The sequence below is a fragment of the Cryobacterium sp. TMT4-31 genome (genome assembly GCF_004403385.1).
Lineage (GTDB): Bacteria > Actinomycetota > Actinomycetes > Actinomycetales > Microbacteriaceae > Cryobacterium > Cryobacterium zongtaii.
Genome location: NZ_SOGI01000070.1, coordinates 38,037 through 58,298, shown reverse-complemented (window position 1 = coordinate 58,298; position 20,262 = coordinate 38,037). Strand labels below are relative to the sequence as shown.

The following is a 20,262-nucleotide window of genomic DNA, read 5'->3' as shown; positions in this document are numbered from 1 at the left end:
GGCACCCTGCTGCCGCATCAGCCGCGGCCCGTGGTGGTGGGGCGCCGCCCGGTGCCGGCCGACGCCGCCGTGCACCGGCACCCGCTCACCCCGTGGTTCCTGGCCGGGCACGACGTCGCCGCGCTGCTGGCCGAGCTGCACGAGCGCGGCATCCGCCGGGTCTTCGTGGAGGGCGGCCCCGCCCTGGCCAGCGCCTTCGTACGGGCCGGCCTGGTCGACGAGTACCTCGTCTACCTGGCGCCCACCCTGCTCGGCGGCGACAGGCTGGCCCTGGGCGACATCGGCGTCACCGGCATCGACGCCCAGCGCCGGCTGCGGATCGGAGAGCTGCAGCACCTCGGCGAGGACCTGCTGCTGGTCGCCCGGCCGGCCGACACCGATGCCACTACCGCCGAGACCAGCCACACCGACCAGACCACCCGGGCCGCCGCGGCACACCCCGGCACACGCCCCGACACACGCCCCGACACACAGACGAGCTGAAGGACCACCATGTTCACCGGAATCATTGAGGAGCTCGGCACCGTCGAGCGCATCGAGCGAACGAAGGATGCTGCCCGCCTCACCATCCGCGGCCCGCTCGCGGTCGACGGCGCCGGGCACGGCGACTCCATCTCGGTGAGCGGTGTCTGCCTCACCGTGGTGGAGCAGACCGATTCGACCTTCACCGCCGACGTGATGGCGCAGACCCTGTCGATGTCCACCCTCGCCGGCGTCACCGCGGGCACCCCGGTGAACCTCGAACGCGCCGCTCTGGTGGGCGGCCGGCTCGGCGGCCACATTGTGCAGGGCCACATCGACGGCACCGGCACGGTGCTGGCCGTCGTGCCCGGCGATGCCTGGCGGGTCGTGCGGTTCAGCCTCGATCCGGCGTTGGCGCCGCTGGTGGTGGACAAGGGCTCCATCGCCATCGACGGGGTCTCCCTCACGGTGAGCAGCATCTCCGCCGCCGCCCAGCCCGACCAGTGGTTCGAGGTGTCGCTGATCCCCGAGACCCTCGCCGCCACCACTCTGGGCGGCCTGACGGTGGGCGACAGGGTCAACCTGGAGACCGACATCCTCGCCCGGCACGTGCAACGCATGCTCGCCCTCGCGGCGAGCGCCGCAGCCCCCTCGACCGAAACATCCGCACCATCCGCAGTTCTAAGGAGCACCCCATGAGCCTCGCCGACATCCCCACCGCACTGGCGGCACTCCGGCTCGGCAAGCCCGTCATCGTCGCCGACGACGAGGGCCGCGAGAACGAGGGCGACGTGATCATCTCCGCCCAACTGGCCACCCAGGAGTGGATCGCCTGGACCGTGCGGCACTCGAGCGGCTTCATCTGCGCGCCGATGACCAACGACATCGCCGACACCCTCGACCTGCCCGTCATGGTGCTCAACAACGAGGACCCGCGCGGCACCAACTACACCGTCACCGTCGACGCTGCCGACCGGTTGAGCACCGGCATCAGCGCGGCCGACCGGGCGCACACCCTGCGGGTGCTCGCCGAACCCAGCTCGACGCCGGCCAGCCTGAACCGGCCCGGCCACATCCTGCCGTTGCGGGCCATGGACGGCGGAGTGCGGGAACGCGACGGCCACACCGAAGCCGCGGTCGACCTGATGAAGCTGGCCGGGCTCACTCCCGTCGCCGGGATCGCCGAGATCGTCGCAGAAGACGGCGAGATGATGCGCCTGCCCGGACTGCTCCTCCTCGGGGAGCGGGAGGGCGTGCCGGTGATCACCATCGCCGACCTCATCGCGCACCTGCAGGAGTTCCACTGCGACGACGACCTCGCCTCGGTCAGCCCGATCCGCGAATCGCCGCGGGTGGACTTCGAGGTGGAGACCACGGTGCCCACCGAACACGGCTCGTTCCAGATTCGCGCGTACCGCGACCGGATGACCGGGGCCGACCATGTCGCCATCGTCTCGGGCAGCCCGCAGGACGGAGCCCTCGTGCGGGTGCACTCCGAATGCCTCACCGGCGAGGCCTTCGGCTCGCTCAAATGCGAGTGCGGGCCGCAGCTGCAGGCCGCGCTGGACACCATCGAACGCGAGGGCGGCGTGGTGGTGTACCTCCGCGGCCAGGAGGGTCGCGGCATCGGCCTGATCAACAAGCTGCGCGCATACAAGCTGCAGGAGGACGGCCTGGACACCCTCGACGCGAACCTCGCGCTGGGCCTGCCGGCCGATTCCCGCGACTACGGCGCGGCCACCGCCATCCTCGACGAACTGGGCCTGGGCTCGGTGCGGCTGCTCACCAACAACCCGGAGAAGGTGCGCCAGCTGCAGGCCTACGGCGTGACAGTCACCGAACGGGTGCCGCTGGTCGTGGGCGTTGGCAGCCACAACGAGGACTACCTCGCCGCCAAGCGTGACCGGATGGGTCACGAAATCTCAGCACACCAGATCGTGAAAGGACTCGCACTATGAGTGGAGCAGGATCCCCCGCCATCGACGTCGACGGCACCGGACTGGAGGTGGTGATCGTCGCCGGCCGCTGGCACGACGTGATCACCGACGGTCTCATCGCCGGAGCCACCCGGGTGCTCGAGGCATCCGGGGCGACGTTCTCGCTCGTGCGGGTGCCCGGCAGCTTCGAGCTGCCCGTGGCGAGCAAGGTGGCGCTGGAGAACGGCGCCGACGCTGTGGTGGCACTGGGGGTCATCATCCGCGGCGGCACCCCGCACTTCGAGTACGTGTCGGCGGCGGCAACGGACGGCCTCACCCGGGTGGCGCTGGACACCGGCAAGCCGGTGGGCTTCGGCGTGCTCACCCTCGACGACGAGCAGCAGGGCCTGGACCGGGCCGGACTGCCCGGCTCGAAGGAGGACAAGGGCGAGGAGGCCGCCACCGCGGCGCTGGCCACGGCCCTGGTGCTCAAGGCCCTCCGCGAGCGTTAGGCCCTAGCGGGATTCGAGGAGCGCGGTGACCCGTTCGAGCAGGTCGTTGGCGCGGAACGGCTTGATCAGGTAGCCATCCGCGCCCGTCGCCAGGGCCAGCGCGATGTCGCTGTCCTGCGACTTGGCGGTGAGCAACAGGATGCGCGGCTGGGTCAGCGCGGTGTCGGCCCGCACCTGCGCGCACACCTCGATGCCCGTGAGCTTGGGCATCATCCAGTCCAGCACGATCAGATCGGGCGAGCCGGCGCGGGCGGCCGCGAGGCCCTCCTCACCGTCGCCAGCCTCGGACACCTCGTGCCCGGCCCGGCGCAGTTTGTGGCCGATCAGGGCCCTGACGTCTTCGTCGTCCTCGACGATCAAAATGCGTGACATACGGCGTGTCCCCTGGTTCGGCGGTCTATCTTCAGCGCGTGTCACCCGCACTGGGCACACGACACACTAAGTTGACAATATCCAATCGCGCCGCGGTCGGCTTCACGGGGAAGGCACCACGCGAGTGAACAATCTTGTCGTGTCGCTGTGGGCCGCGCCGCGCCGCTGGCGTTACGCGGCCATCCTCGTGCTTCTGTTGGTGGCCTATGGCCTCGGCAGGGCCTCCCTCGCGGCGCCGCCCTCGCCGACCGGTGTCGCCCAGTGGTGGCCCGCCGCGGCCGCCGCCGTGCTCGCGATGTGTGTGGCCAGGGGCCGGGAACGCGCCGTGGTGGCGATACTGGTCACCGTGGTCACCGTGGCCGCGAACCTCGGCGGCGGCCGTCCCCTGCCGGTTGCCCTCGGCTTCGGTCTTGCCAACGCCCTCGAGGCCTGGGTGTTCAGCGCCATCGTCGCTCGCCGGGATGAACCGGCCCGCCTGGACACCGTGCGGGACGTGCTGCGGTTCACCGTCGCCGTTCTGTGTGGCGCCGTCGCGATCGGGCTCGTCGCCGCGAGCACGGTGACGCTGTTCGAGGGCGCCTCGTTCGGCCAGGTGCTGCTTGCCGCCATCCCCTCGCACGCGTTCGCCGTTTTTGTGCTCGTCCCTCTTGCCCTGGTGCGCCGTAGCCAGGCGCGGGCGGAGCGTCGCCTGGAGTTGCTCATCCAGGTGGGCGCCATGATGCTGGTGCTCGGAGTGGTGTACGGGCCGGGCCGGTCACTGCCGATCTCCTTCCTCATCCTGCCGCTGCTCACCTGGGCGGCCTTCAGGTTCGGGATCCGGATCGTGGCCTGGGAAGTCTGCGGCACGGCAATGGTCGCGTCGGGGCTCACCTCGCTCGGGATCGGCTACTTCAGCGCGGCGCAGAGCGGCGCCACCGGCACGAGCGGACCGTACGTGCAAATCTTCCTGGTCACCTTCGCGAGTTCGATGCTGTTGCTGGCCGCCGAGCTGGCCCAGCGCGACGACGTCCTCAGCCGGGAACGGGAGGTGGTGCAGGCCCTGCGCGAACTCAACCGGCAGAAGGATGACTTCGTCTCGTCGGTCAGCCACGAGCTGCGCACCCCGATCACGAGCATCCTGGGCTTTGCCGAGGAGCTCGAGGACACCACTCTCGACGCCGATCAGGCCCGCTTCACCCGGGTGATCGTGCGCAACTCGCATCGGTTGGCGCAGCTGGTGGAGGACCTGTTGGACCTCTCCAAAATGAGCACCCACACCGACACCGGCCAGGACGAGGCCGTTGACCTGGCGGCGCTGGTGGCCGAATGTGTCGAGGAGCAGGCCCCGCAGGCGCACGCCGCCGGGGTGAGCCTGACCGCCGAGTTCGGCGCCGGACCGTTCGATGTGCGCAGTTCGGCGTCCGACCTGCGTCGGGTGCTCACGAACCTGGTCTCGAACGCCGTCAAGTTCACTCCTCCGCACGGGCAGGTCTGGGTCGGCTGCACGACCGACACCGACGGCATGTTGCTCACCGTCAGCGACAACGGGGTGGGCATCCCGCCGCAGGACATCGAGCGGGTCTTCGACAGGTTTTTCAGATCGGCGAGCGCCGAGTTGCTGGCGGGCACCGGGCTCGGGCTCCCCCTCACCAAGGGACTCGTCGACAGGCTCGGCGGTACCATCGACCTGCAGTCGGACGGCCACACCGGCACCCACGTCACCGTGGCCCTCCCCCGCGTCTCGCCGCTCCGGTCGGGCACCACGACCGAAACGGATTCGCCCAGCACGACCACCCGAATGTAGGGTGAATCAGGCCGCCACAAGCGGCCGCCGTCTTTCTGAGCGTCAACCCGTCCGCCCCAGACGACTGACCGCCGTCTCGCGCCCAGACTCAGCCACGCCATTTCCTTCATTCGGAGCGCCCACACTCATGTCAGCATCCACCGCGGCGGCCACATCCGTCGCCCCCGCGCCCACGAATCCTCGCAGCCGCGTCATCCTGGCCAGCCTCATCGGCACCACCATCGAGTTCTACGACTTCTACGTCTACGCCACCGCCGCTGTGCTGGTCTTCCCGCACCTGTTCTTCCCGTCCGGCAACGAGACCGCCGCCCTGCTCGCCTCCTTCGCGGTGTTCGGCGCCGCCATGGTGGCCCGGCCGCTCGGCGCCCTGTTCTTCGGCCACTTCGGCGACAAGAAAGGCCGCAAGGCCACCCTGGTCGGAGCGCTGCTCACGATGGGGATCGCCACGTTCCTGATCGGGCTGCTGCCCACCTACGCCATGGTCGGCTGGCTCGCCCCGGCGATGCTGGTGATCCTGCGCCTCGCCCAGGGCTTCGCCCTCGGCGGCGAGTGGAGCGGCGCGGCCCTGGTGGCCACCGAGAACGCCCCCAAGGGCAAGCGCGCCTGGTACGGCACCTTCCCGCAGGTCGGCGCCCCGCTCGGCTTCATCATCGCGAACGGCCTGTTCCTGCTCATCGCGCTGCTGCTGCCCTCCGACGACCCGACCCGGCCGTCGGATGCGTTCCTCGAGTGGGCATGGCGGGTGCCGTTCCTGTTCAGCGCCGTCATGGTGATCGTGGGCCTCTGGGTGCGTCTGCGCCTGGTGGAGAGCGACGCGTTCACCAAGATCGTCACCACCAAGAAGGTCGCCAAGCTGCCGCTCGCCGCGGTGTTCAAGTCCAACTGGCGTGAACTCATCCTGGGCACCTTCATCATGCTGGCCACCTACGTGCTGTTCTACCTGATGACCACGTTCAGCCTCAGCTACGGCCGTGCCGCCACGGATGCGCCGGTGGCGGGCCTCGGCTACAGCTACACCACGTTCGTGCTGATGATGATCGGCGGCGTCGTGTTCTTCGGCATCTTCACCCTTGCCTCCGGGCCGTGGGCGGACAGGTTCGGCCGCCGCCGCACGCTGCTCTGGGTGACCGCGGGAATCGTCGTGTTCGGGTTCCTGTTCGTGCCGCTGCTGGGCGCCGGGTTCCTCGGCGTGATGATCTTCCTGATCCTCGGCTTCACCCTGATGGGCATGACGTTCGGCCCGATGGGCGCGCTGCTGCCCGAGCTGTTCCCCACCCACGTGCGCTACACGGGCTCCGCGTTCGCGTACAACATGAGCTCGATCCTCGGTGCGGCCGTGGCCCCGTTCATCGCCGTGTGGCTGTGGACCCTCGGCGAGGGCAGCCCGTTCTGGGTGGGCATCTACCTTTCGGTGATGGGCCTGATCACCCTGGTGGCGCTCTACCTCAGCCGCGAGACCCGCGACCTCGACCTCGAGCGCTGACCCGCGCGGCTCGACCCACGCTGGCGCTACAGCTCGCGAAAGCGGTCGTGTGGCTGTCTCAGTTCTCTGAGGTAGCCACATGGCCGCTTTCGCGCAATCGGATGTCAATTTGAGTTGACACGAATGGGATATGTCAATTACGGTTGACACATGTTGGATGACACGGGACGAACACTGGTGGGCGACGCCGGCTCAGGCGACCCGATCGAGACACTGCGGGCAATCAAGCGGATGCGCGGCGAACTCGACCGCGCCGAGGCCCTGGCCGTGCGGCGGGCACGCAACGCCAATGCGCCCTGGCAGCTGATCGCCCTGGCCCTCGAGGTCTCCCGGCAGGCCGTGCACAAGAAGTACGGCCGTGGCTAGCCTGCACCCGGCGAGGCCCGCATCCGCGCGGGCGCCGGTTAAGCTCGACTGGTGAGTACGACACCCCCCGGCACCAGCACCCCCGCGTCCGACACCCCCGCACCCAGGACACGTTCCCGGATGGGCCGCCGCGGCGCCCCGACCGAAGGGCCGCGGGCCTCCTTCAGCCAGTTGCTGCCCTACCTGTCCGAACACCGGGCCGTGCTCAGCGTTGTCGTGGTGCTCAGCGTGCTCGGCGCCGCCGCGAGCCTGGCCCAGCCGCTGCTGGTGAGCCAGGTGATCACCCTCGTCGAGGCCGGCGACCCGCTGGACAACATCGTCACGGGGCTCGTCGCGCTCGTCGTGGTCTCCGCCCTGATCAGCGGATACCAGCACTACCTTCTGCAGCGCACCGGCGAGGGCGTGGTGCTCTCCAGCCGCCGCCGCCTGATCGGGCGGATGCTGAACCTGCCGATCAGCCAGTTCGACGCCCGCCGCACCGGCGACCTGGTCTCCAGGGTCAGCTCGGACACCACCCTGCTCCGCGCCGTGCTCACCCAGGGCGCCGTGGAGGCCATCGGCGGGTCGCTCACCTTCATCGGCGCCATCATCGCGATGCTCATCATCGACCCGGTGCTGCTGGGCCTGACGGTGCTCGTGATCGCCGTGTCAGTGGTTACCGTGGTGCTGCTGTCGGCGCGCATCCGCACCGCCAGCCTGGCCGCCCAGACCAAGGTCGGCGACCTGGCCGCCAGCGTTGAACGGGCCATCAGCGCCGTACGCACGGTGCGCGCCGCCAACGCCACCGCCCGCGAGATCGCGGTGGTCGAAAAGGACGCCGAGGGTGCCTGGCAGATGGGCATCAAGGTCGCCAAGGTCTCGGCCCTGGTCGTGCCGATCGCCGGCATCGCGCTGCAGGTGTCGCTGCTCGTGGTGCTCGGCGTCGGGGGCTTCCGGGTGGCGGACGGCAGCATCACCATCGCCGACCTGGTGTCGTTCATCCTGTTCCTGTTCATGATGATCATGCCGCTGGGCCAGTTCTTCGGCGCGATCACCTCGGTCAACTCGGCGCTCGGCGCCCTCGGCCGCATCCAGGAGATCATCGACCTGCCCAGCGAAGACCAGTTCGACCGCGACATCGCGCCGCTGGCCATCGTGGTGGGCGCCGCGAACGCCAAGGTCAACCCGGAGGCGCCGGCGATCTCGTTCGAGGACGTGCGCTTCCACTACGCCCCCACCGTGCTCGCCACGACGGATGCCGCCACCGGCGAGGAGCTGGCTGCCGTGCGCCCCGGCCCGGTCGCCCAGGCGGTCCTCGCCGCCGAGGACGGCAGCACCCCCGACGCCACCACCGAGTTCACCGGCCCCGACACGACGGCCCCTGCTGTCGGCCCGGCCACCCCGACACCGGTGCTGCGCGGCGTCTCGTTCAGTGCCCCCCGCGGTCTGCGCACCGCTCTGGTGGGCCCGTCCGGTGCCGGCAAGAGCACCATCCTCGCGCTGATCGAGCGGTTCTACGACGCCGACTCCGGCGTGGTGCGGCTCGGCGGCCTCGACATCCGCAGCCTGGACCGCACCGACCTGCGCGGTCAGATCGGCTACGTGGAGCAGGACGCCCCCGTGCTGGCCGGCTCGCTGCGCGACAACCTCACCCTCGCCACGCCGGACGCCACCGACGAGCAGTGCGTGGCCGTGCTGCACGCCGTGAACCTCGGCGAGGTGCTCGACCGCGACCCGGCCGGCCTCGGTGCCGCGGTCGGCGAAGACGGCGTCAAACTCTCCGGCGGCGAACGCCAGCGCCTCGCCATCGCCCGGGCGCTGCTCGCCGCCCCGCCGATCCTGCTGCTGGACGAGTCCACCTCGAGCCTGGACGGCATGAACGAACAGCTGATGCGCGACGCCATCGACGCCGTGGCGGTGGACCGCACCCTGATCGTGATCGCGCACCGGCTCTCCACCGTGGTCGACTCTGACCAGATCGTGGTCCTGGACCATGGGGAGGTCGTCGGCACCGGGACCCACTCCGAGCTGGTGCTCTCCACCCCGCTGTACCGCGACCTGGCCAAGCACCAGCTGCTGGTCTAACAGCACTCGCGAGGTCTTCCGCGAGGTCCGCTCTCCCCGCGAGAGCGGGCACGTGGCTGCCTCCGCACCCGCGACACGACCACGTGGCCGCTTTCGCGAGTTACCGGCGGCGGATGAAGCGCAGCGTGACGATCTCGAACGGGCGCAGGGTGAGGGTGAGGGCGTGCGACTCCACCGGGAGCGGCGCCCCGGCGGCGAGCTCGACGCGGGGCTCGGCCAGCGGGCGCTCGAGCAGGTCGGTCTCCACCACATCCGTCGCCTCGAAATGCCGGATGAGACGCGCCGTCGACCGATTGCCGTGCGCCTCGTACAGCCGCACGATCACATCCCCGCTCCGGTCTTCGGCGAGCTTGACCGCCTCGATCACCACGGCCGGGTTGTCGACCCGGAGCAGGGGCTCGACGACAGCGTCGGCCACCCCGGTCACGGTGCGCAGCGGCAGGTTCAGCCGGTAGCCCTCGGCCACGGCCTCGGGGATGCCGGAGCCCACCCGCAGGGAGACCCGCAGCTCATGCCGGCCCTGGTCGGCGGCGGGGTCGGGGAACACCGCCGCGCGCAGCAGCGAAAGCCGCACCGTGGTCGCGGACCGGCCGGCGCCGTCCGGGGACCGGCTGATGTCATGTCCGTAGGTGGAATCGTTGGCCACGGCCACCCCGTAGCCGGGCTCGCCCGCGTGCACCCACCGATGCGCCACCGTCTCGAACCGGGCGGCATCCCAGGAGGTGTTGGTGTGCGTGGCCCGGAAGACGTGGCCGAACTGGATCTCCGAGGCGGCCCGGTCGGCGTTCACGTCGAGCGGGAAGGCCAGCTTGAGCAGCTTCTGCCGTTCGTGCCAGTCCAGATCGAAGTGCAGATCCACCGCCGGCGACCCCGCCGACAGGGTGATGTCCTCGACCACGCGGGAGGTCCCGAAGGCACGGGTCACCCGCACGCGGGCCCGGCCGGGCGTGTCCAGGATCACCTCGACGGACTCCGCCGTGGTCAGGTCCACGGTGTTGCGTTTGTAGTGTTCGTCGATGTCCCAGGCGTCCCACTGGGTGGGGGTGTCCCGGTGCAGCTGCAGCAGGTTGCCCCGGGAACCCGCCGGCACCAGCTCGCGGTGCGCGATCACGTCCCACACCGAGCTGAAGAGCCCGTCGGCGTCGATGGTGACGGCCACGAGTCCGTTGTCGAGCACGAGGCCGGCCGCCGTGCGGGTCAGGGTGACGTCAGCCGCCGGCGCCGCCGGATCGGGGTGGGCGGCATCCGCGCCCGCCAGCCCCGCCACGCCGTCAAGGGCGTACGGGCCCGCGTTCAGGAGAACTGTGCTGTCGCCGGTGGAGCACAGCTGCCGCACAGTGGTCTCGATCAGGTCGGTCAGGGTGTCGGCGACGGCGGCGTAGTTGCGTTCGGCTTCCTGGTGCACCCAGGCGATGGAGGAGCCGGGCAGGATGTCGTGGAACTGTTGCAGCAGCACGGTGTGCCAGGTCTGCTCGAGCAGATCGTAGGGGTAGGCGACCCCCGAGCGCACGGATGCCGTGGCCGCCCACAGTTCGGCCTCGCGCAGCAGGTGCTCGCTGCGGCGGTTGCCGCGTTTGGTGCGAGCCTGGGAGGTGTAGGTGCCCCGGTGGAACTCGAGGTACAACTCGCCGAGCCAGACCGGCGGCTCGGGGTACTCGGCCTCGGCCGCCTCGAAAAAGCGTCGCGGGCTGGACAGCTCCACCGTCGGCGAGCCTTCCAGCGACTCGGTTCGGCGGGCGGCGGCGATCATCTCCGTGGTCGGTCCGCCGCCGCCGTCCCCCCATCCGAATGGCACGAGCGACGTGTTGGCCGACCCCTTTTCGGCATATTGGTGCTCCGCTCGCGCCAGCTCCTCCCCCGACAACTCCGCGTTATACGTGTCGACGGGAGGGAAGTGGGTGAAAATCTGGGTGCCATCGATGCCTTCCCACCGGAAGGTGTGGTGCGGCATCAGGTTGGTCTCGTTCCAGGAGGTCTTTTGGGTCAGGAACCACCGCGACCCTGCCGCCGCCACGATCTGCGGCAACGCCGCCGAATAGCCGAACGAGTCGGGCAGCCACACCTCCAGCGGCTCGACGCCGAATTCCTCCATGAAAAAACGCTTCCCGGCGACGAATTGGCGAGCCAGCGCCTCACCACCGGGCATGTTGGTGTCCGACTCCACCCACATCCCACCCACCGGCACAAACGTGCCGGCCGCGACCTGCGCCTTGACCCTGGCGAACAGCTCCGGGTAGTGCTCCTTGAGCCAGGCATACTGCTGGGCGGATGACGCGGCGAAGGTGAAGTCCGGGTTCGCCTCGATCAGGGCCAGCACATTGGAGAAGGTGCGTGCCACCTTGCGCACAGTCTCCCGCACCGGCCAGAGCCAGGCGCTGTCGATGTGGGCGTGGCCCACGGCGTGCAGATGGTGGGCGCTCGCGTTCGCCGGTCGGGCGAGCACTTCGGCAAGCGCAGCGCGTCCACGGGACGCCGTGCCCGCGACGTCGTCAGGGTCCACGACGTCGATGCTGCGTTCCAGCGCCCGTAGGATCTCCGCCCGCCGGGCGAGACCCGTGGGAAGCTCACGCATGAGACCGGTCAGGGTCCAGAAATCCTGCAGGAGCTCCCACACGGTCTGGTCCTTGAGCACCACGTCCACCTGCCGAAGCCGGTAGATCGGGGTGGCTCCGGCCGTGGCGGGGTCGCCCTTATCGGTGGCGACGAAGGTGAAGCCGGAGGTGACATCCGGGTTGGCGGCCGCCTCGATGTAAAGGTCGATGCGCCCACCGGGTCCCACCGTCAGAGGGACGGAGCGGTTGCGGGGCTCGACCGCCTTGAGGATGACACCGTCCGGGGACCAGACCAGGCCTTCGGCCTGGAACCCCGGCGTCGCCTTGCTGAAGCCGAGATCGACCAGGAGTTCGACCCGCAGGGAGTCGTCGACCGGCCACTGGGCCGGAACGCTGCCGGTGACGTGCAACCAGGTCGTTCCCCACGGCCGCCCCCAGGTTCGGCCGGTACCGAACGGGCTGTAGTCCTGGCGGATGGCGTCCATGAAGGGTACGGGCTCACCCGGAGCATCCCACGATTCGATGGCGAGGGGCACGGCGGCCCGGTTGAGGGCTGGTCGGAGCCGTTCCCGGACGAACCGGCTGATCCGCAATTCCACGAGCGTGCTGTCATCATGCATGACTGGTACCGTTCCTAACCCTTGATCGCGCCTGACATGGTGAATGACCCGCCCATGCCGCGGGAAACGAGGACGTAGAGCAGAATCACCGGGACTGAATACAGCACGGAGAACGCGGCGAGCTGACCGTACGCGATGGCACCGTACTGGCCGAAAAAGCTGTAGATGCTCACAGCGGCCGGCTGCTTGCTCGGCGAGAGCAGCAACACGAACGGCACGAAGAAATTGCCCCAGGCCTGGATGAACACGAAGATGAACACCACGCTCAGTCCGGGGCGCATGAGGGGCACAACGATGCGCCGGAGGGCGTTCATCGCTGACGCCCCGTCGACCCAGGCGGCTTCCTCCAGGCTGACCGGAACCGAGTCCATGAAGTTCTTGGTCATCCAAATGGCCATCGGCAGCGAGGTCGCCGCCATGAAGAAGATCGTGGCAGGAATCGAGTCCAGCAGATTAAGGCGAACGAACAGGCTGTACACCGGAACCATGATTGCGGTGATGGGTAGGCAGGTGCCGAACAGGACCCCGTACATGAACGGCTTGTTGAAGCGCATGGTGTACCTGGAGAGCGGGTAGGCAGCCAGCACCGACGCCAGCACAGTGACGACGGCGGCGCCGCCGGAGAGCAGCAGGCTGTTCCAGAGCGGCAGGAACGTCAGCTCGGGGTTGAACACCGCGGCAAAGTTGTCCACGGACAGTTGCTCGGGAATCTGGGTCTGGTAGGTGGCCTTCACGTCGAGGGAGGCCAGGACCAGCCAGGCCAGCGGCAGCAGGAAGCACAGTGCGATGACGATGAGAACGGCATTGGCCAGGATCGCGGCGGTGGCCTTGCGCGGCGAGGCCACCGAGGTGGCGAGGGTGCTGACGGTCATCGGCTCAGACCTTTTCTGGGCGAAGCGCCCGAATGTAGACAAGCGAGAAAGCGGCACCGATGAGCAGCATGACCGTCGCGATGGCGGTGCCGTAGCCGATGTCACCGAACTTGAATGCCTCCTGGAACGCCATGATCGGCAGGGTGGTGCTTTCGTTTCCGGGTCCGCCCGCGGTCATCACCCAGATCAGGGTGAACACCGACAGCGTCTGTAGGGTGATCAGCATCAGGTTGGTGGCGATGCTGTTCTTGATCATCGGGATGGTGATCCAGGTGAGGCGCTTGATGCCGTCGGCGCCGTCAATCATGGCGGCCTCCGTCACCTCTACCGGCACATCGTTCAACGCCGCCCGGTAGACCATCATCGAGAACGCGGTGCCCCGCCAGGCGTTGGCCAGGATGATCGAGAGCATGGGAAAGCTGTACAGCCAGTTCGGTCCGCTCATCCCCGCCGCGGCGAGCACCTGGTTCAGGGTGCCGTCCTCGCTGAAGTAGGCGTAGGCGACGAAGGCGGCGACGATCTCGGGCAGCACCCAGGCCGCGACGACGGCCGTGCCGACCACGGCGCTGACCACCTTGCTTGCCCGGTTCATCAGCAGGGCGATGCCCAGCCCGAGGAAGTTCTGGCCGACGATGGCGGAGGCGACCACGAACACGAAGGTCAGCCACAGCGACAGCGGAAAGACCGGGTCCGTGAACAGGGTGAGGTAGTTGTCCAGGCCCACCCACTGCGGGTCCTGTGCGCTCGCGCCGGTGAGGGCCGCGTCGGTGAAGGACCCGTAGAACGACCAGATGACCGGCCCGAGCAGGAAGATCGCGAGGAGCACGACGGCCGGCGCCAGGGGCAGCACCCGGGTCAGGGTGCGTCCCCGTGGCCGCCGGCGCGGGCCGGGACCCGAGGGTCCCGACCCGGTCACGGTCTCACCGGGACAGTGGGAAACGGTGTCGGCTGACATGGACTACTTCGTGGTGACTTTGTCGGCGCCCACGATGCCCTCCACGGCGGTGTCGTACGCGGCCGCCGCTTCATCCACGCTCATCTGCCCGGTGATGACGGCCTCGGTGGCCGCCTGCACTTCGGCGGAGATCTTGGAGTAGTCGCTCGTTGCCGGGCGGTAGTGGGTCACGTCCACCAGCTCGGTCACGTCGGCCACGAACGGGTTCGCGGCGAGGTAGGTCGGTTCGCTGGCGACATCCGTGCGCACGGCAATCTGGGAATTGTTGATCGCGTACCAGAGGGCGTTCTCCTGGCTGACGGCCAGGGCGAGGAAATCGAACGCGAGGTCCGCGTTCGCGGTCTTCGCCCCCACCGCGAGGGTCCAGCCACCCGACATGCTCACACCTCCGGGTTCCTCACCGTTCTGGGTGGGGAACGTCGCGACGGCCATGTCCTCGGTGTACGCCGGCCACTCGTAGGAGCCGCCGGTCTGCCAGAACGACGGGGTGTAGGAACCTTCGACGGTGCCGCCGAGCTTGCCCTGCGGGAACAACTCGCCGAAGACCTTCTTCCACACGTTCGGGTCCAGCGCCTCGGACGGATCGAGGGCGAGCTTCTCCGCGTAGAGGGTCTCCAGGAACTCGAGGGAGTCCTTGAACCCCTGGGATTCGACCACCCATTTCTGGTCGTCCTCGTTGTAGAGGGTGTCTCCGGTGCCGTAGAGCAACTCGTAGAAGCTCTGCATCACGGTGCCCTCGCCGGTGCCCTTACCTGCGTACATGTTGAACGGCACCACGTCGGGCTGGGTGTCCTGGATGGCGCGGGCGGCCGTCAGGATGTCGTCCCAGGTTTCCGGCTGCCACGGCAGCTCGATGCCGGCGGCGGCGAAGACCGGTTTGCTGTACCAGATGCCCCGGGTGTCGGTGCCCAGCGGGACGGCGTAAACGCTGCCGTCATCCCCCATCCCGGCGGCCTTGGCTCCCTCGTTGAACTGCGCCCACTCGTCCCAGTCGGCGAGCTGGTCGTCGATGTTGAGCAGGTAGCCCGCGTCGATGTCGGAGCGCAGCCGGAAGGTGTCTTCGTAGAACACGTCGGGTGCGGTCTCGGCGGACTTCTGCGAGAGCGCGAGCTTGGTGGAGTAATCGTCGTCGTTGGCCTGGATCGGCTCGAGTTCGACGGTGACCCCGGGGTTCGCGGCCTCGAACTCCGGCTTGATCTTAGTGAACAGCTCGTCCAGAGCCGTGAAGGAATCGGTCTTCTGGTACACGATCTTCAGTGATTGGCTGTCGCCGTCGGCGTCGCCTCCGGCAGCCGTACAGCCCGCCAGCGCAACCATCGAGGTTGCCGCCAACACGGACAGGGCGAGTTTTGCGTTGCGATGCATGGTGCTCCTTTGCTCCAGCTCGTGCCCCCCAAACGCTGACCGGCCCAGTTACCGGCAGGCGGCATACGGAAATACTAAATCGAATGGATAAACTCGCACAAGAGCCTGACGGCACCTTTACCGAGCTGTGACTAACCGAGGATCAGACGGGCCGCACGCGGTGCGAGCGTGTGGTCCAGCACCAGGCAGGCGGCGCCGACAGCGCCGACGTCCTCGCCGACTCCCGTGCCCGCCACCTCGATTCGGTGGATGCTCCTGGCGACCGTCAGCTCGTCCAACAGGCCGGGTATCCGGCGCAGGTACACCCGGCTCAGCCGCGACCAGTAGGGCCCGCCGAACACCACCCGGTCGACGTCGAGCAGGTTCGTGAGCACCGACACCGCTTTCGCGACCCGGCCGGCGGACTGCTCCAGGACGGCCAACGCCGCATCCGACCCGCCCTCGGCAAGCTCGCACAGGGCCGAGAACTGCACATCGGTCTCTCGGGCATCCGCGTTCGGCTTCGAGGCGGTCAGCACGCCGAGCCGCACGGCCGCCCGCACCAGGCTCTGCGGGGTGCAGGTGACCGCGACACAGCCCCGAAGCCCACAGCCGCACGGCGGACCGTCCGGATCGACAATGATGTGGCCGATTTCTCCGGAATTGTGCGAGCTGCCGCGCACGACCTCGTCCCGCAGCACCAAACCCGCCCCAATGCCGGTGCCGAGGTAGAAGAACACGAAGCTGCCGACCCCGCTGGGCCCGCCCGCCCACATCTCGGCCACGGCGGCTGCGGTGACGTCCTTGTCTACGATCACCTCGAAGCCGGTCGCCTGCGCGAGGGCATCGCGGAGCGGCACCAGGTGCCAGCCGAGCAGGTGTGGCGGATCGACGACCGTTCCGCGCTCGGGATCGATCGGCCCGGGCGTCGCGACGCCGAGCCCGGCGATCTTCGCGCGGTCCACCCCGGCCTCGCGGATCAGCCGTTCGATCTCCTCCGCGATGTGACGGACGACGTGGTCCGGGTCGCTGGCCGCGGGCGTGGCGCTGCGGGATCGGTGCACGACGGCGCCGGTGAGGTCGAGGATGGCGAAGGTCATCACCGCCGGGTCCAGATGCACGCCTACGGCGTATACGCCGCCGGGGTTCAGCTTCAGGATCGTGCGCGGCTTGCCGGGACCACTGCTGGCCTTGCCGGCTTCGAGCACCATGTCCCGGTCGATCAGCCGACGACAGATGTTTGAGACGGTCTGCGCGGACAGCCCGGTGGAGTGCCCGAGCTCCACCCGGCTGAGGCCGTTGACCGAGCGGCGGATCGCGTCGAGCACGACGGCGGCATTGAAGTCGCCCATCCGGGGCAGATTCGTGCCACGCCGCGCCCGCAGATCGCCATTTGGAACCACGGATTCACCTCATTGCTTACCTCGGGATGACTGAATCCTATTCGGTCACCCGGCGCACAATGAGCGCAGAGCCGCCGCGCCTACGTGGCGAGGTGGTAGCGCAGGCTGGCGAGCTCGGACCGCAGCGCGGCCGGCACCCGGCCGCCGAATCGGCCGAAGAACTCCTCGGTGAGGTCGCACTCGGCCAGCCAGGAGGCCGGGTCGATGCGGAACAGCTGCTCGAGGGCATCCGGTGTCACGTCGAGGCCGTCGACGTTGATGGCGCCGGGCTCCGGCATCCGCCCGATCGGGGTATCGACGGCGTCGACGCTGCCCTCGACCCGGCGGATGATCCACTCGAGCACCCGGGAGTTCTCGCCGAAGCCGGGCCAGAGGAAGCTGCCGTCCTCGCCCTTGCGGAACCAGTTGACCTGGAAGATCGCGGGCGCCTTGACGCCCAGTCCGCGGCCGACCCGCAGCCAGTGCGCCCAGTAGTCGGCCATGTTGTAGCCGCAGAACGGCAGCATTGCGAAGGGGTCTCGGCGCAGCTCTCCCACGGTGCCTTCGGCGGCGGCGGTCTTCTCCGAGGAGATGGTGGCGCCCATGAACACGCCGTGCTTCCAGCTGCGGGCCTCCGCGACCAGCGGCACGTTGGTGGCGCGCCGGCCGCCGAACAGGATGGCGTCGATGGGCACTCCCCCACTGGATTCCCAGCTGTCGGCGATCGACGGGCACTGCGCCGCCGGCACGGTGAATCGGGAGTTGGGGTGCGCGGCCGGCCGGCCGCTGTCGGGCGTCCAGGAGTTGCCCTCCCAGTCGGTGAGGTGCGCGGGCGGGGTGTCGGTCAGGCCCTCCCACCACACGTCGCCGTCGTCGCGGAGGGCGACGTTGGTGAAGATGGTGTTGCCCCACACCGTCTGCACGGCGGTGGGGTTGGTGGTCTCACCGGTGCCGGGGGCCACGCCGAAGAACCCGGCCTCGGGGTTGATCGCCCAGAGCCGGCCGTCGTCGCCGGGGCGCAGCCACGCGATGTCGTCGCCGATGGTCTCCACGGTCCAGCCCGGAACGGTGGGCTTGAGCATCGACAGGTTGGTCTTGCCGCAGGCCGAGGGGAACGCGGCGGCCACATGGTAGGTGCCGCCCTCGGGTGAGGTGACCTTGATCAGCAGCATGTGCTCGGCCAGCCAGCCCTCATCACGGGCCATCACCGACGCGATCCGCAGCGCGAACGACTTCTTCGACAGCAGGGCGTTGCCGCCGTAGCCGGAGCCGAACGACCAGACCTCGCGGTCCTCGGGGAACTGCACGATGTACTTGGTGTCGTTACTGGGCCAGGTGACGTCGGCCCGGCGGATGCCGGCACCGTCCACGAGCGGGAAGCCTACGCTGTGCACGGTGTGCACCCACGGGGCGCCCGCCTCGATCAGGCGCAGCACGGCAGCGCCCATCCGCGTCATGATGCCCATGTGCAGCACCACGTAGGGCGAGTCGGTGATCTCCACGCCGAGTTGCGAGATGGGGCCGCCGAGCGGTCCCATCGAGAACGGCACGACGTACATCGTGCGGCCGCGCATGCTGCCGGCGAAGACGCCGTTCAGTTCGGCGCGCATTGCCTTCGGTTCCGCCCAGTTGTTGGTGGGGCCGGCGTCATCAGGGTCGGTGGAGCAGATGAAGGTGCGGTCCTCCACCCGGGCCACGTCGGTCGGGCTGGTGCGGGCGAGGAAGCTGTTCGGCCGCCACTCCGGGTTGAGCCTGATGAGCTTGCCCTCGTCGACGAGCTGTTTGGACAGGCCGTCGGCCTCCTGCGCGGTGCCGGTGCACCAGACGATGGCGTCGGGCCGGGTGAGGCGGGCAATCTCGTCGACCCAGGCCCGCAGGGCGGGGTCGGTGGTACCCGTGGGTACACCGGAGACGGTGGCGGCCGAGGTCTGGGTCGCGTGTGCGGTGTGGGCGCGGATGTCGCTGCGCACGGGGTGGGTGACGGTCATTGTCTGGCCTTCCTCAGGATGCGGACGGGTCGGGAAGAGTGGGGCAGGAGCGCTAATTTCGTCCTGTGCATTAAGAATGCGACCGAATCGCGGTCAGGAACCGGAAAACAGTCGTTAAGAATCTCGGTTCTTTACGTATGCTTAAGGAATGCCAACGCCGGCCTCCGACCTCGTCACCCTGGGTCATCGCATCCGTCACTTTCGGAGCGAGCGCGCGCTCACCCTGGACCAGCTCGGTGAGCAGGTAGGTCTGGCGGCCAGTCAGCTCTCCCTGATCGAGAACGGCCGGCGCGAGCCCAAGCTCTCCGTCCTGCAGCAGTTAGCGCAGGCCCTCGGGGTGCCGCTGGCCGATCTGCTCAGCGGTGAGGCGCCCAACACCCGGGCGGCCCTGGAGATCGAGCTGGCCCGGGCGCAGAAGAACCCGCTCTACGGTGCGCTCGGCCTGCCCCAGGTGAAGGTGACCAAGGGCATGCCGCTGCCGGCGATCGAGTCTCTCGTGGGCCTGCACCGCGAACTCGCCCGTCGGGCCAGTGAGGCCATCGCCACCCCGGAGGAGGCCCGCCGGGCCAACACCGAACTGCGCGAACGGATGCGGGAACGCGGCAACTACATGCCCGACATCGAAAAGCTCGCCGAGGAGCGGGTGCGCGCCTCCGGGCACGTCTCCGGCGCGCTCACCCACCGCGAGGTCAGCGTGATGGCCGAGCAGCTGGGCTTCACCCTGATTTACGTGAACGACCTGCCGCACTCCACCCGGTCGGTGACCGACCTGGCCAACCACCGCATCTACCTGCCGCCGGCGTCGATCCCGGGCGGGCACGGGCTGCGGTCGATGGCGCTGCAGGCGATGGGGCACCGGCTGCTCGGTCACGAGCGCCCGGCCAGCTACGCCGAATTTCTCTGGCAGCGGTTGGAGATCAATTACTTCGCCGCCTGCTGCCTGATGCCGTTGGAGGCCACTCGCACGTTCCTGCAGAACGCCAAGCGGGAGCGGGTGCTCTCGGTGGAAGACCTGCGCGACGCGTTCGGAGTCACCCACGAGGCTGCGGCGCTGCGGCTGACCAACCTGGCCACCACCCACCTGGACATGACCGTGCACTTCCTGCGGGTCACCGGCGACGGCGCGCTGCAGAAGGGCTACGAGAACGACGGCCTGCCGTTGCCCGCGGACGTGACCGGGTCGATCGAAGGCCAGCTGGTCTGCAAGCAGTGGAGCGCCCGCAGCGCGTTCACGCACACCAACCGCACCACCGAGTTCTACCAGTACACCGACACCCCGGCCGGCACCTTCTGGTGCGCCACCCAGACCGGCAGCACATCGGATGGCGAGTTCTCGATCAGCGTCGGCGCCCCGTTCGCGCAGGCCAAGTGGTTCCGCGGCCGGGAGACCACGCAGCGGGCGGTGTCCCGCTGCCCCGACGAGTCCTGTTGCCGGCGCCCGTCGGGCGCGGTCGCCGCCCGCTGGGACGGCCAGGCCTGGCCGAGCGCCCGGCTGCACGCGCACGTGCTCTCGCCGCTGCCCAGCGGTACCTTCCCCGGCGTCGACGACACCGAGGTGTACAGGTTCCTCGAGGAGCACGCCGACCAATAG

General features: G+C 69.0%; 16 protein-coding genes. 9 read left to right on the top strand and 7 right to left on the bottom strand.

Features of this window, described 5'->3' with window-relative positions:
- The 4 genes from E3T19_RS17405 to ribH form a co-directional block, all read left to right on the top strand.
- A partial coding sequence (locus E3T19_RS17405) for a dihydrofolate reductase family protein (protein WP_166788918.1) occupies positions 1-483 on the top strand: 483 nt, incomplete at its 5' end.
- Positions 484-492: 9 nt separating this feature from the next.
- Positions 493-1,161 carry a riboflavin synthase gene (locus E3T19_RS17400; protein ID WP_134409451.1) on the top strand — a complete coding sequence of 223 codons (669 nt, stop codon included), beginning with the start codon at positions 493-495 and terminating at the stop codon, positions 1,159-1,161.
- Positions 1,158-2,420 carry a GTP cyclohydrolase II gene (gene ribA, locus E3T19_RS17395; protein ID WP_088455233.1) on the top strand — a complete coding sequence of 421 codons (1,263 nt, stop codon included), beginning with the start codon at positions 1,158-1,160 and terminating at the stop codon, positions 2,418-2,420. The genes E3T19_RS17400 and ribA overlap by 4 nt, the downstream gene beginning before the upstream one ends.
- The gene (ribH, locus tag E3T19_RS17390) at positions 2,417-2,890 is read left to right on the top strand and encodes a 6,7-dimethyl-8-ribityllumazine synthase (RefSeq protein WP_088455232.1); all 474 of its coding nucleotides are present in this window, start codon (positions 2,417-2,419) and stop codon (positions 2,888-2,890) included. The genes ribA and ribH overlap by 4 nt, the downstream gene beginning before the upstream one ends.
- A gap of 3 nt (positions 2,891-2,893) precedes the next feature.
- Here the strand turns inward: ribH and E3T19_RS17385 are convergent, their stop codons facing one another.
- Complete coding sequence (locus tag E3T19_RS17385) at positions 2,894-3,262, bottom strand: response regulator transcription factor (protein WP_088455231.1); 369 nt, start codon at positions 3,260-3,262, stop codon at positions 2,894-2,896.
- Between the two features lie 139 nt (positions 3,263-3,401).
- Between E3T19_RS17385 and E3T19_RS17380 the strand changes: the two genes are divergently transcribed.
- The 4 genes from E3T19_RS17380 to E3T19_RS17365 all read left to right on the top strand — a co-directional run bounded on the left by E3T19_RS17380 (position 3,402) and on the right by E3T19_RS17365 (position 8,958).
- Positions 3,402-5,045 carry a HAMP domain-containing sensor histidine kinase gene (locus tag E3T19_RS17380; protein WP_134409450.1) on the top strand — a complete coding sequence of 548 codons (1,644 nt, stop codon included), beginning with the start codon at positions 3,402-3,404 and terminating at the stop codon, positions 5,043-5,045.
- Positions 5,046-5,172: 127 nt separating this feature from the next.
- Complete coding sequence (locus E3T19_RS17375) at positions 5,173-6,528, top strand: MFS transporter (RefSeq protein ID WP_088455229.1); 1,356 nt, start codon at positions 5,173-5,175, stop codon at positions 6,526-6,528.
- Positions 6,529-6,678: 150 nt separating this feature from the next.
- Positions 6,679-6,894 (top strand): hypothetical protein, encoded by a 216-nt coding sequence (locus E3T19_RS17370; protein WP_088455228.1) that lies wholly within the window; start codon positions 6,679-6,681, stop codon positions 6,892-6,894.
- A gap of 120 nt (positions 6,895-7,014) precedes the next feature.
- Positions 7,015-8,958 (top strand): ABC transporter ATP-binding protein, encoded by a 1,944-nt coding sequence (locus tag E3T19_RS17365; RefSeq protein ID WP_134409454.1) that lies wholly within the window; start codon positions 7,015-7,017, stop codon positions 8,956-8,958.
- Between the two features lie 100 nt (positions 8,959-9,058).
- On the opposite strand, the gene E3T19_RS17360 is transcribed toward E3T19_RS17365, so the two are convergent.
- The 6 genes from E3T19_RS17360 to E3T19_RS17335 form a co-directional block, all read right to left on the bottom strand.
- Positions 9,059-12,130 (bottom strand): glycoside hydrolase family 38 C-terminal domain-containing protein, encoded by a 3,072-nt coding sequence (locus E3T19_RS17360; protein ID WP_134409449.1) that lies wholly within the window; start codon positions 12,128-12,130, stop codon positions 9,059-9,061.
- Between the two features lie 14 nt (positions 12,131-12,144).
- Complete coding sequence (locus E3T19_RS17355) at positions 12,145-13,002, bottom strand: carbohydrate ABC transporter permease (protein WP_134409448.1); 858 nt, start codon at positions 13,000-13,002, stop codon at positions 12,145-12,147.
- A 4-nt stretch (positions 13,003-13,006) separates the two neighbouring features.
- Positions 13,007-13,957, bottom strand: a complete 951-nt coding sequence (locus tag E3T19_RS17350; RefSeq protein ID WP_134409447.1) for a carbohydrate ABC transporter permease — start codon at positions 13,955-13,957, stop codon at positions 13,007-13,009.
- A 3-nt stretch (positions 13,958-13,960) separates the two neighbouring features.
- Positions 13,961-15,322 carry an extracellular solute-binding protein gene (locus tag E3T19_RS17345; protein ID WP_088455223.1) on the bottom strand — a complete coding sequence of 454 codons (1,362 nt, stop codon included), beginning with the start codon at positions 15,320-15,322 and terminating at the stop codon, positions 13,961-13,963.
- A gap of 131 nt (positions 15,323-15,453) precedes the next feature.
- Complete coding sequence (locus E3T19_RS17340) at positions 15,454-16,653, bottom strand: ROK family protein (RefSeq protein ID WP_134409446.1); 1,200 nt, start codon at positions 16,651-16,653, stop codon at positions 15,454-15,456.
- A 131-nt stretch (positions 16,654-16,784) separates the two neighbouring features.
- Positions 16,785-18,671 carry a phosphoenolpyruvate carboxykinase (GTP) gene (locus E3T19_RS17335; RefSeq protein ID WP_134409445.1) on the bottom strand — a complete coding sequence of 629 codons (1,887 nt, stop codon included), beginning with the start codon at positions 18,669-18,671 and terminating at the stop codon, positions 16,785-16,787.
- A 148-nt stretch (positions 18,672-18,819) separates the two neighbouring features.
- Between E3T19_RS17335 and E3T19_RS17330 the strand changes: the two genes are divergently transcribed.
- Positions 18,820-20,262 carry a helix-turn-helix domain-containing protein gene (locus E3T19_RS17330; RefSeq protein WP_103459312.1) on the top strand — a complete coding sequence of 481 codons (1,443 nt, stop codon included), beginning with the start codon at positions 18,820-18,822 and terminating at the stop codon, positions 20,260-20,262.

Excerpts from the sequence above, each read along its gene's own strand:
- E3T19_RS17400 (WP_134409451.1), top strand. The coding sequence starts at position 493 with ATGTTCACCGGAATCATTGAGGAGCTCGGCACCGTCGAGCGCATCGAG.
- ribA (WP_088455233.1), top strand. The coding sequence starts at position 1,158 with ATGAGCCTCGCCGACATCCCCACCGCACTGGCGGCACTCCGGCTCGGC.
- ribH (WP_088455232.1), top strand. The coding sequence starts at position 2,417 with ATGAGTGGAGCAGGATCCCCCGCCATCGACGTCGACGGCACCGGACTG.
- E3T19_RS17385 (WP_088455231.1), bottom strand. The coding sequence starts at position 3,262 with ATGTCACGCATTTTGATCGTCGAGGACGACGAAGACGTCAGGGCCCTG.
- E3T19_RS17375 (WP_088455229.1), top strand. The coding sequence starts at position 5,173 with ATGTCAGCATCCACCGCGGCGGCCACATCCGTCGCCCCCGCGCCCACG.
- E3T19_RS17370 (WP_088455228.1), top strand. The coding sequence starts at position 6,679 with ATGTTGGATGACACGGGACGAACACTGGTGGGCGACGCCGGCTCAGGC.
- E3T19_RS17365 (WP_134409454.1), top strand. The coding sequence starts at position 7,015 with ATGGGCCGCCGCGGCGCCCCGACCGAAGGGCCGCGGGCCTCCTTCAGC.
- E3T19_RS17360 (WP_134409449.1), bottom strand. The coding sequence starts at position 12,130 with ATGCATGATGACAGCACGCTCGTGGAATTGCGGATCAGCCGGTTCGTC.
- E3T19_RS17355 (WP_134409448.1), bottom strand. The coding sequence starts at position 13,002 with ATGACCGTCAGCACCCTCGCCACCTCGGTGGCCTCGCCGCGCAAGGCC.
- E3T19_RS17350 (WP_134409447.1), bottom strand. The coding sequence starts at position 13,957 with ATGTCAGCCGACACCGTTTCCCACTGTCCCGGTGAGACCGTGACCGGG.
- E3T19_RS17345 (WP_088455223.1), bottom strand. The coding sequence starts at position 15,322 with ATGCATCGCAACGCAAAACTCGCCCTGTCCGTGTTGGCGGCAACCTCG.
- E3T19_RS17340 (WP_134409446.1), bottom strand. The coding sequence starts at position 16,653 with ATGGGCGACTTCAATGCCGCCGTCGTGCTCGACGCGATCCGCCGCTCG.
- E3T19_RS17335 (WP_134409445.1), bottom strand. The coding sequence starts at position 18,671 with ATGACCGTCACCCACCCCGTGCGCAGCGACATCCGCGCCCACACCGCA.
- E3T19_RS17330 (WP_103459312.1), top strand. The coding sequence starts at position 18,820 with ATGCCAACGCCGGCCTCCGACCTCGTCACCCTGGGTCATCGCATCCGT.